At 60.5% G+C, this 10455-nt stretch carries 8 protein-coding genes and 1 tRNA gene; 5 read left to right on the top strand and 4 right to left on the bottom strand.

Annotated elements, in window-relative coordinates:
• Positions 1 to 383: 383 nt before the first annotated feature.
• On the bottom strand, positions 384 to 761 hold the full coding sequence (locus I3J13_RS17200; protein ID WP_080852541.1) for a hypothetical protein: 378 nt from the start codon (positions 759 to 761) through the stop codon (positions 384 to 386).
• Positions 762 to 1092: 331 nt separating this feature from the next.
• Positions 1093 to 1167 (bottom strand) — tRNA-Gln (locus I3J13_RS17195).
• A 202-nt stretch (positions 1168 to 1369) separates the two neighbouring features.
• On the opposite strand from I3J13_RS17195, the gene I3J13_RS17190 reads away from it, so the two are divergent.
• Positions 1370 to 2278 carry an MBL fold metallo-hydrolase gene (locus tag I3J13_RS17190; protein ID WP_196379548.1) on the top strand — a complete coding sequence of 303 codons (909 nt, stop codon included), beginning with the start codon at positions 1370 to 1372 and terminating at the stop codon, positions 2276 to 2278.
• Positions 2279 to 2537: 259 nt separating this feature from the next.
• On the opposite strand, the gene I3J13_RS17185 is transcribed toward I3J13_RS17190, so the two are convergent.
• The gene (locus I3J13_RS17185) at positions 2538 to 3458 is read right to left on the bottom strand and encodes a DUF1499 domain-containing protein (RefSeq protein ID WP_196379547.1); all 921 of its coding nucleotides are present in this window, start codon (positions 3456 to 3458) and stop codon (positions 2538 to 2540) included.
• Positions 3459 to 3977: 519 nt separating this feature from the next.
• On the opposite strand from I3J13_RS17185, the gene I3J13_RS17180 reads away from it, so the two are divergent.
• The 3 genes from I3J13_RS17180 to I3J13_RS17170 all read left to right on the top strand — a co-directional run bounded on the left by I3J13_RS17180 (position 3978) and on the right by I3J13_RS17170 (position 6357).
• Positions 3978 to 5342 (top strand): dicarboxylate/amino acid:cation symporter, encoded by a 1365-nt coding sequence (locus tag I3J13_RS17180; protein ID WP_196379546.1) that lies wholly within the window; start codon positions 3978 to 3980, stop codon positions 5340 to 5342.
• Positions 5343 to 5494: 152 nt separating this feature from the next.
• A complete protein-coding gene (locus I3J13_RS17175; protein ID WP_196379545.1) occupies positions 5495 to 5893 on the top strand; it encodes a hypothetical protein in 399 nt (132 codons plus the stop codon).
• Between the two features lie 191 nt (positions 5894 to 6084).
• Positions 6085 to 6357: a hypothetical protein gene (locus I3J13_RS17170; RefSeq protein WP_142778834.1), complete on the top strand. Its 273-nt coding sequence runs from the start codon at positions 6085 to 6087 to the stop codon at positions 6355 to 6357.
• On the opposite strand, the gene ppdK is transcribed toward I3J13_RS17170, so the two are convergent.
• The gene (ppdK, locus tag I3J13_RS17165; protein WP_003520484.1) at positions 6335 to 9061 is read right to left on the bottom strand and encodes a pyruvate, phosphate dikinase; all 2727 of its coding nucleotides are present in this window, start codon (positions 9059 to 9061) and stop codon (positions 6335 to 6337) included. The two genes, I3J13_RS17170 and ppdK, sit on opposite strands and share 23 nt — an antisense overlap.
• A 228-nt stretch (positions 9062 to 9289) precedes the next feature.
• Here ppdK and I3J13_RS17160 point away from each other — a divergent pair, with 228 nt between their 5' ends.
• Entirely contained in the window at positions 9290 to 10267 is a 978-nt protein-coding gene (locus tag I3J13_RS17160; RefSeq protein WP_196379544.1) for a VOC family protein, read from the top strand.
• Positions 10268 to 10455: the final 188 nt, after the last annotated feature.

Here is a 10455-nt window from a genome sequence, read left to right as displayed (position 1 = left end):
TCAATAGCTCAGGTCTCTTCGGCGTTTTCTTCGGGGCAACTCAAATCGCAAAGATCAATCTCGAAGATAAACTCTGACTGTCAGGGATGTCTCCGAACACATGTCAGGGATGTCTCCGGTCTTTACACTTGACCCGAGAATGACGGAGGACAGGTTTTCGCGCTTAACGGTATCCTGGGTTATAGCGTGGCGTGGTAAGCCGACCATCATTGGATGACGTCAGGTCACCTTCAGATACCGTTGGAGCGTTACGAGGGACGCCTGTGGCTTCTGCTATCTTTCGCTGAGCCTCCGAACTTCTCCTGAAGTTTCCTTACATGGTCTCCAGCACGGGAGTGAAGATGGGCGGCGCGGAAGACGAGCTTAGCGCCGCGCAATCGCAATCAGGATTTCATGTTCAGCAACTCAGGAAAATTATAGTAACGCAATCGCTTGTCACGGCAGCGGTAGTCATTCTTTGAGGCGTCCACGCTCACATTCTGGTACAAGGCTATGCCAATATACGACCAATTGGGATTGGAACGTTCTGCTGTCCGCGTGCAAAAAGCGTAAATCTGCTTTGCGGGATCGAGCAACACTACGCTCGAAATCTCGGCTTTCGTGAAATCCCCGGGTTTAATGGTTCCGCGCAGGACATCCACATAGTCCCGTTTAATCGATCTGGTAGGAGGACGTTGCGAATCCAAAACAGATTGTGGTGCCGGAGTCTGGCAGCCAGCCAATGCAATCGCTGCTGCACAGAGAAGTAAAGTCGTCTTCATTCAATTAAATCCCCAAAAGGCAAGGCACAAGACGCACACTATATCCTACGAATATTGCGATAATATTCGCAACGCACAGGTATCCACAGCCAATAGTATCAAGGTCACTCTTCGATAGTCCGGGCAATAACCATTTATCAATGAGGTTGCGGCGCGCTCTTCCAGCTTCCTCACTTCCGATGATGACGCCGCTAACTGCTTGGCAGAAAGTGGGCGACTATCACTCACGCAACATAGGTGGTCGAAAGAGTTCAAATCTTGCGGCAAACGGGGTACATAGTGAGGTACGCATCTACGTCTAAGTCTTTTATTTAACTGCGGTAAGAAAATTTGGCTGGGGCGCCAGGATTCGAACCTGGGAATGCCGGTACCAAAAACCGGTGCCTTACCGCTTGGCGACGCCCCAACAGGGCAGCGAAGGCGAAACGCCGCTGCCTGAACCGCGCCTGATTAGCAAAGCCTGCCCGGCCCGGCAATGACCCGGCGACTTATTTTTTCACAAAATTCAAGCTTTTTGGGTGCCGTGGCGAAGTTCGCATGTTAGGGCTTGGCGATGGCGCGGTTGAGGCTGCGGCTCAAGCTGGCATGGCATTTTTCAGGAGGTCTCGATGGCGGACCCGGCATTCGATCTCGATTTTCAGCCGGCCTATGGCGAGGCGGTTCCCGTCGCTCCGCTGATCCAGCGCATCACCGTCAACAATCCTTCCGCCTTCACCTTCCATGGCACCAACTCCTATATTGTCGGCGACCGTTCCGTCGCCGTCATCGATCCCGGCCCGGAGGATGAGGCGCATTTTCAGGCGCTGATGGCGGCGCTGAAGGGCCGCGAGGTCACCCATATCTTCGTCAGCCATACGCACCGCGATCACTCGCCGCTTGCCCGGCGGCTGAAGGAGGCGACCGGGGCGATAACGGTGGCCGAGGGTCCGCACCGTGCCGCGCGCCCGCTGCACACGGGCGAGACAAACCCCTTTGCCGAAAGTTCCGATACGGCTTTTGCACCCGATATCGCGCTTGGCGACGGCCAAAGCCTTTCCGGCGATGGGTGGCGGCTTACCGCGCTGCATACGCCGGGACACACCGCCAACCACGCCGCCTTCGCGCTTGATGGCAGCGGCATCGTCTTTTCCGCCGATCATGTCATGGCCTGGGCCACCACCATCGTCGCGCCGCCGGATGGGGCGATGAGCGATTACATGGCCTCGCTGGAACGGCTGCTCACCCGTGACGACCGGCTGTTCCTGCCCGGCCATGGCGGCCCGGTCACCGATCCCGCCGCCTTCATGCGGGGCTTGCGCGCCCATCGGCGCATGCGGGAAAAGGCGGTTTTGAAGCGCATCAAGGATGGAGACCGGCGGATCGCCGATATGGTGAAGGTGATCTATGCCAGCACTGACAAGCGCCTGCATGGCGCGGCCGCACTTTCCGTGCTGGCGCATATAGAGGACCTGATCGAAAAGGGCGAAGTGCAGACGGATGGTGCGCCTTCGCTGCTGGGTGAGTATTTTCCAGCATAGCGGATATTTCTGGCACGCGAGATTTCAGGGCGCGTTGCGACCTCACCTCTCACTCCGATCCTTGATTGGATCGAGCGGATGCCGCCTGTTCCTTCTCCCCGCCGGGGGAGAAGTCCGCGGCAGCGGGATGAGGGGGCAAGGGTAGAGATATTCGGAGAGGGTGCCCCCTCATCCGACCCTTCGGGCCACCTTCTCCCCGCCGGGGAGAAGAAACACGCGGCACCCGCTCGTCCCCATCAAGACAACACGCAGCGACACCCTAGTTGTCGTTCAGCCCCTGCATTTCCGCATCCAGCGCATCGAGATAGGCCTCCGCAATCGCAGCACCCATGCCGAGATCGTGCGGCCCGTAGCGGGAGGCGACCCGGACATCGACGATGGTGGTTTCGGCCTCTTCCTTGAGCCGGATGAGGATATCGAAACGCAGGCCCCAGATGCGCGTGCGCGTTTCGCCCTGCATCAGCACCACGCCGCTACCGTTAAAGAAGGTGGGCAACGGCGCGTCCGTCGGGCGGGCCATGGGCACCGGCACGATGGAGGGCAGATCCTCGACCGGCCCCTCTTCCGCAGGCTGCGTCCTGTCCTGCTCCGGAACGCCGACGGAGGGCGCATCTTCCGCCCCGATCACCCCCTTCGTGTGGACGATGCGGATATTCTGGGCGGTGGCCATTTTTTTGGCGGCGGCATAGATGCGGTCGATTGCGCCTTCATAACGGCGGCCGGCGAGGCTGGCATAGGCTTCGGCCTGCGCGTCGCGGTCTTCCTTGGTGATGGTCGCGGGCCGCACCAGCCATTGCTGGTTGGCGGCGGGCGCCACCAGCCATTCCGGCACGTCGGTCAGATCGGTGGAAATGTCATAAATCTTCGGCTGCTGCCAATAAAGAAAAGCGCCGTAACCGACCACGCCGAGCGGCAGGGCTGAGAGAAGCAGCGCCGCCAGCGCCGAAAGGCCGCCGCGCGCGCCCTTGGTCCACAGCCGCTGAAGCCCGATCAACGCCAGAAGCACGGCCGCGAGAGCGATGCCGGCGGCGATGATGATGAGACCGACAAGATCGGGCGTCGTCAGCGGCCCGAAACGATGAATGCCGGCGGCGATAAGAAACAGCACAAGCGCCGCAAGACCCAGATAGCGGGAAAGATAGGCTGCAACCGAAAAAGGCCGGACGAAACGCACAGTCATGAAAGCGGATATCCGTTAGATCGCATTGGCTAAAAAGCGTTGCACCCGAATTCTGGCAGGGAATCACCTGCATATGATGTCATAGACCGGATTTGCGGCGAGGAAAACAAAGGAGGAGGCGATCCGTACGCTAAAGCGGGCGAACTTCTCCGTCATACCGGTCCCCGGAACAAGCCCGAGGATGATGCGGCATCCAGCCATGCTGCGCCGTGAGGAATGAGTCTTTTGCGATCAAGGACTTGATCGCGCTGGACCCCGGATCAGGTCCGGGGTGACGGAATATCAGGCTATGACACTGCCAAACTATAGGTTTTAGGACTCTGACGTCGAAGGCGACGAAGGAGCGGAATATTTTTCCGCATTGCCTCACCTAAAGAGGATTATTCCCCGACAACGCAATAAATACGCATGTTCATCCCTTAATTGCTGAGAAAATCGGCGTATTCTCGGCGACCTCCCTCGAGAATGCGTGTAAAAAGTGCAACATTCTCGTTTTCTTGCACAATAAAGAGACATGTCATGTCACAGGCAACGACGTCCGCCGGCCCCTCCGGGCCTAAACCCTTTTATCGCAATTTCGGCTTTCAGGTTCTGATCGCCATGGTCATTGGCCTGCTGCTCGGCCTCGTTGCGCGCAACATCGGTCCCGATGCCGCCGGCAGCCCCAACTGGCTTTCGGTGACACTGCAAACCATCGGCAGCATTTTCGTGCAGCTTTTGCGCGCGCTGGTTCCGCCGCTAATCTTCACGGCCATCGTCGCCTCCATCGCCAATCTCAAGAACCTCTCCAATGCGGCGAAGCTCGTCTGGCAGACACTTCTCTGGTTCGCCATCACCGCACTGATCGCCGTCGTCATCGGCATCGTGCTCGGCCTCGTCATTCAGCCGGGCGTCAACACGGCGATTGCCAATACGGCAGCGGCGGCCCCTTCTTCCACCGGCTCCTGGCTGGATTTCCTGAAGGGCCTTGTGCCGGCCAATGTTTTCGGCCTTGAAGCGTCTACCAAGCTCAATAATGGCGCGGCCAGCACCTCGTTGAACTTCAACGTGCTGCAGCTGCTCGTCGTCTCGATTGCCTTCGGCGTCGCGGCGCTGAAAGCGGGCAAGGCGGCGGAGCCGTTCCTCGCCTTCAACCAGTCGCTGCTGGCCATCGTGCGGAAAATCCTGTGGTGGGTCATTCGCCTCACCCCCATTGGCACCATCGGCCTGCTTGGCCGCGCGGTCGATCAATATGGCTGGACGACGCTGTCGCAGCTCGGCTGGTACGCGGCGGCCGTGTATATCGGTCTCGCACTGGTGCTCTTTGTGGTCTATCCGGCGCTGCTTCTCGCCCATGGCCTGAAGCCATCGCGCTTCTTTGCGGGCGCATGGCCGGCCATCCAGCTCGCCTTCGTGTCGCGTTCCTCCATCGGCACGCTTCCGGTCACCGAAACCGTGACGGAAAAGAGCCTCGGTGTGCCACGCGAATATGCCGCCTTCTCCGTGCCGCTCGGCGCCACCACCAAAATGGATGGCTGCGCCGCCATCTATCCGGCTATTTCGGCGATCTTCATCGCGCAGTTCTTCCAGGTGCCGCTCGGAATTCAGGAATATGTGCTGATCGTCTTCGTCTCCGTGCTCGGTTCCGCCGCAACGGCAGGTCTGACGGGTGCCGTGGTGATGCTGACGCTGACGCTTTCGACGCTCGGCCTGCCGCTGGAAGGTGTGGGCCTGCTGCTCGCCATCGACCCGATCCTCGACATGGGCCGCACGGCGGTCAACGTCGCCGGCCAGGCGCTGGTGCCCACCCTCGTCGCCAAGCGCGAGGGCATTCTCGATGAGGCCGTCTATAACAACGCCAAGGATATCGACGCACTCGACGACCGGGAAGCAGCGCCGGCCTGACAGCGGCAATCATGGGGCGTTTCCGGTGAAAAAAGGAAACGCCCCATGCGGACCATTCCCGTTTGTCCCTGATAGTTTGGGGTTGACGGCGATAATTTCATCGATAGCGATAGCGGCACGGGCAATAGCGCAATTTAGAGCGGAAACTGTGCATGGCGAAACGGAACTGGATCTATGTCGGCCTGCTCGCTTTCATCTCCCTCGGGCTTCTGATCGACGCGGCCGTCTGGCCTGCCGGGCCTCCAGCATCCTTTACCGCAAACGATCTGGTGCAGATGATCGGCATCATCACGCTATTTGCCTGGTGGCAGATAGAGGATGCCGAAAAGCGGGACCTCCGGCGCAGCTCCGCCGCCAAAATCACCACCGTTCTGCTCGCACCCATCGGGCTTGCGATTTACCTCTATCAAACCCGCCGGTGGACGCGCGCCACGCTCGGCCTCCTCGCATTTATCGGCGGCATCGTCCTCATCGCCATCCTCACGGTTCTGCTCGGCGACTGGCTCATTCAACAGGGTTTGTTCCCGCCGTCTTTTCTGCGTGATTCCTGAGCAACGGGAGTATGTCGGATTTTACGACACCACGCCGCCTGACACCGCTATCGCCGCCGCCTGCCAAGCCATTCTCCATGATGGATTGATGCAACTTTCCGCCCCAACGCGGCTTTTCCCCGTATCAAAACAGGCGTATCAATCGCGGCAATAAAAGTGCCGTACGGCTGTCATGTTAAGGGAGAAACAAAATGCGTGTTTCCATCGTCTTCGGTGCGCTTGCCGCCATACTGGCGCTCACCGCCTGCCAGACGTTGACGCCGGAAGAGCGTCGGGCGCGGGATGAGGCGACTTGCCGGGGTTATGGTTTCCGCCCCGGCACGGACCCGATGGCCGGTTGCCTTCTCGATCTGGAAATGGACCGCCGCGCCGACAACCGCGCCTGGCAGGCGCAGATGAACCGCGACATGTTCTACCGCCCCGTGGTGGTGGAGCGGCGCATCATCGTCCAACAGAACCCCTGACGGGAATGAAGGCGACATTGCTCGCCACCCTGCCCTCATCCCTCTTCGCCGCGAGCGTTGCCTGCGCCGCGGCCAGGCGGGCGATCGGCACGCGGAAGGGCGAGCAGGAAACGTAGTCGAGATCGGCATCCTCGCAGAAATGGATCGAGGCCGGGTCGCCGCCATGTTCACCGCAGATGCCGAGCTTCAGTTCCGGCCGCGTCTGGCGGCCGCGTTCGGCAGCGATGCGGATCAACTCGCCCACACCGTCGAAATCAAGCGAGATGAACGGGTCGCGCTCGATGATGCCCTTGCGCTGATAGGTATTGATGAAACGCGCCGCATCGTCGCGGGAAATACCGAAGGTGGTCTGCGTCAGGTCGTTGGTGCCGAAGGAGAAAAATTCCGCCGCTTCCGCAATCACATGGGCGCGCAGTGCCGCGCGCGGCAGTTCGATCATCGTGCCGGTCAGATATTCGATCTCCATGCCGGTTTCCTGCGCCACCGCAGCGGCGACGCCGTCTATGACTTCGGTGACGTAGTCCAGTTCCGAACGTAGACCGACCAGCGGCACCATGATTTCGGGCACGACTGGTGCACCGGTGATGCGCGCCGCCGCAACGGCGGCTTCGAAAATGGCGCGTGCCTGCATTTCGGCGATTTCCGGATAGGAAATGGCAAGGCGGCAGCCACGATGGCCGAGCATGGGGTTGAATTCGTGCAGCGCATCCAGCCGCTGGCGGAACACCGTCTGCGGCATGCCCATGGCGGCCGCCACCTCGACGATCTCACCATCGGTCTTCGGCAGGAATTCGTGCAGCGGCGGATCGAGCAGGCGGATCGTTACCGGCAGGCCATGCATGATCTGGAAAAGTTCGGTGAAATCCGAGCGCTGCATCGGCAAAAGCTCATCCAGCGCCGCCCGCCTGCCCTTTTCGCTTTCGGCGAGGATCATCTCACGCATCACATGGATGCGGTCGCCCTCGAAGAACATATGTTCGGTACGGCAGAGGCCGATGCCTTCCGCGCCGAAGGCGCGGGCGGCGCGGGCATCTGCCGGTGTGTCGGCATTGGTGCGCACGGTCATGCGGCGCAGGCTGTCGGCCCACTCCATCAGCTTGCCGAAATCACCTGAGAGTTCCGGCTGCGTCATCGGCACCTCGCCCTTCAGGACGCGGCCGGAAGAACCGTCGATAGTGATGACATCGCCGCGCTTCAGCATACAGCCGACGCCGATCAGCACCTTGTTGCGCATGTCGACGCGCATGGAGCCGGCGCCAGTGACGCAGGGAATGCCCATACCGCGCGCCACCACGGCGGCGTGGCTGGTCATGCCGCCACGCGTCGTCAGAATGCCTTCGGCGGCATGCATGCCATGAATATCTTCCGGGCTGGTTTCGATGCGCACCAGAATGACACGGCGCCCTTCCGCTTCGGCAGCGACCGCCTCTTCGGCGGTAAAGACGATTTCGCCTGTCGCTGCCCCCGGCGAAGCCGGCAGGCCGGAACCGATGATGGGACGCGATGTGCCGGGATCGATGGTGGGGTGCAATAGCTGGTCGAGCGATGACGGCTCGATGCGGCAGACGGCTTCCTCCTGCGAAATCAGCCCCTCTTCCACCATATCGACGGCGATCTTCATCGCCGCGCGGGTGGTGCGCTTGCCGGAGCGGGTCTGCAGCATCCAGAGCTTGCCGCGCTCGATGGTGAACTCCAGATCCTGCATGTCGCGATAGTGGTTTTCCAGCCGCTTGCAGATCGCCAGAAATTCACTAAACGCCTCCGGCATCAGCTTTTCCATCGAAGGCTTGTCGGAGCCGGAGGCAAGACGCGCGGCCTCGGTGATGGATTGCGGCGTGCGGATGCCCGCCACCACATCTTCGCCCTGAGCGTTGACGAGGAATTCGCCGTAAAGCTCCGCCTCGCCCGTCGAAGGATTGCGGGTAAAGGCGACACCGGTTGCCGAGGACGAGCCGAGATTGCCGAAGACCATGGCCTGCACGTTGACGGCCGTGCCCCAGTCGCCCGGAATATTGTGCAGGTGCCGGTAGGTCACGGCGCGGTGGTTGGTCCAGCTGGCGAAGACGGCGCCGATGGCCCCCCAGAGCTGAACATGACAGTCCTGCGGAAAGGCTTCGTCCAGCTCATCCTCGATCAGCTTTTTATAAAGCGAAACGACATGCTGCCATTCGACGGCCGACATGTCGGTATCGTATTCATGGCCGAGGCGGCCTTTCTCATCTTCGAGAATTTCCTCGAACAATTCGTGGTCGAGGCCCATGACGACATCGGCATACATCTGGATGAAGCGGCGGTAGCTGTCCCAGGCAAAACGGGCGTCGCCCGCATCATGGCCCAGCGCTTCCACGGTGCGGTCATTGAGGCCGAGGTTCAAAACCGTATCCATCATGCCGGGCATGGAGGCGCGCGCGCCGGAGCGGACGGAGATGAGCAGCGGCGAGTGGCTGCCGCCGAAGGTCTTGCCGGTCACGGTTTCCATGCCGTGCAGGCCGGCCATGACCTGCAGCTTCAGCTCTTCGGGAAGATCGCGGCCGTTCTTGTGATAAAGGGCGCAGGCATCGGTTATGATGGTGAGGCCGGGGGGAACGGGAAGGCCGAGACTTGCCATTTCGGCAAGGTTCGCACCCTTGCCGCCCAATATCGCAACGTCACCTGCCCTGCCTTCGGCAGCACCGTTGCCGAAGGTATAAACCCATTTTTTCATTCCACGCTCTCCACCCAGAAGCGTTGTCATTTTTCTATCATCTACAGCATTGGCGGCACGTTGGAAACGCCGCAACGTGCAGTTTACATCGCAGTGCAGCATAATTGCGGCAAATTGCGCGCAAGAATTGCCGCAAAGGCCGAATAACGGCATGATTGACGCATTCGTGTAGTGCGCTGAACTGGAGTGTTGCCTAAGCCATTCAAATCGCCGACAAAGAGATTATTCATGCAATTTACCCGCCGCCATACGCTTAAATTTGCCGGAATTTCCTGTGCCGCCAGCGCGCTTGCCGGGGCGCTCAGAGCCGAAGGCGCAGTGCCCGTCGCAGGCGCCGCCTCCGCCCTTCCCTTCGCGCTGACGACACCGATGCATATCGGCCAGGCCGCGCTGCGCGTGCGCGATCTCGACCAGATGATCGAGTATTACCGTTCAGTGCTGGGCATGAACGAGGTGGAGCGCACGGCCAGAGGCGTGACGCTCGGCGTCGGCACCGTGCCGCTGCTCGATCTGGTGCACAAGCCGGCGGCGGATTTCGAAAGCCCCACCTCCGCCGGCCTGTTCCACATCGCCTATCTGATGCCCTCGCGCAAGGATCTGGCGCGCTGGCTGGTGCATGCGGCGCTGAAACAGGTGCCGCTTACCGGTTTTGCCGATCACAATGTCAGCGAGGCGATCTATCTCAACGATCCCGAGGGCAACGGCATCGAGGTTTACAGCGATCGGCCGAAGGATACATGGGTCTGGAGCGGCCGCGTGGTGAAAATGGGCACCGAACCGCTGGATGTCGACGATCTGGTGAAGCTGACCGATACCAAAAGAAGCGATTACGAGGCTGCCCCGCCGGGAATGCGCATCGGGCATGTTCACCTGCGGGTCGGCGAAATCGCCGCCGCCCGCGCCTTTTACGAAACGGCCGTCGGCCTGCAACCGACGCAGGATGCGCGCTCCGATGCCTCGTTTCTCTCTTCCGGCGGGTATCATCATCATCTGGCGGTGAATACATGGAACAGCCGTGGTGCGAAGGAACGCAACGCCATGGAAACCGGCCTCGACTGGTTTTCCCTCACCGTTCGCAACCCCGATGATCTCAAGGCGCAGAAAACGCGGCTGCGGGCCGCCGGTTATGTGCTGGTGGAGATGGAGAATAACGTCGTGGAAGCGATAGACCCCTGGGGCACGCGGCTGCGGCTGGTGCCGGGGTGAATGGCCCATACGCTCGATACGAAGCGGGTGCCACAAAAAATGCTCACACAACTTCGTCCGAACACTACAGAGCCTCACCGCCCCCCTTCCTCATTCCTGTGCTTGTCACAGGAATCCAGTCGACGCGCGTCTGCGCGACGGAAGACTCTTTTCAGCCCAAGGACTTGGGCTGGCTGGATTCCTGTGAC

The sequence above is a fragment of the Agrobacterium leguminum genome, assembly GCF_015704895.1.
Taxonomy (GTDB): domain Bacteria; phylum Pseudomonadota; class Alphaproteobacteria; order Rhizobiales; family Rhizobiaceae; genus Agrobacterium; species Agrobacterium leguminum.
This window is presented reverse-complemented; position numbering and strand designations above follow the sequence as displayed.

Bases quoted from the DNA above. Each gene is read 5' to 3' on its own strand.
- I3J13_RS17200 (WP_080852541.1), bottom strand. From the start codon at position 761: ATGAAGACGACTTTACTTCTCTGTGCAGCAGCGATTGCATTGGCTGGC.
- I3J13_RS17190 (WP_196379548.1), top strand. From the start codon at position 1,370: ATGGCGGACCCGGCATTCGATCTCGATTTTCAGCCGGCCTATGGCGAG.
- I3J13_RS17185 (WP_196379547.1), bottom strand. From the start codon at position 3,458: ATGACTGTGCGTTTCGTCCGGCCTTTTTCGGTTGCAGCCTATCTTTCC.
- I3J13_RS17180 (WP_196379546.1), top strand. From the start codon at position 3,978: ATGTCACAGGCAACGACGTCCGCCGGCCCCTCCGGGCCTAAACCCTTT.
- I3J13_RS17175 (WP_196379545.1), top strand. From the start codon at position 5,495: ATGGCGAAACGGAACTGGATCTATGTCGGCCTGCTCGCTTTCATCTCC.
- I3J13_RS17170 (WP_142778834.1), top strand. From the start codon at position 6,085: ATGCGTGTTTCCATCGTCTTCGGTGCGCTTGCCGCCATACTGGCGCTC.
- ppdK (WP_003520484.1), bottom strand. From the start codon at position 9,061: ATGAAAAAATGGGTTTATACCTTCGGCAACGGTGCTGCCGAAGGCAGG.
- I3J13_RS17160 (WP_196379544.1), top strand. From the start codon at position 9,290: ATGCAATTTACCCGCCGCCATACGCTTAAATTTGCCGGAATTTCCTGT.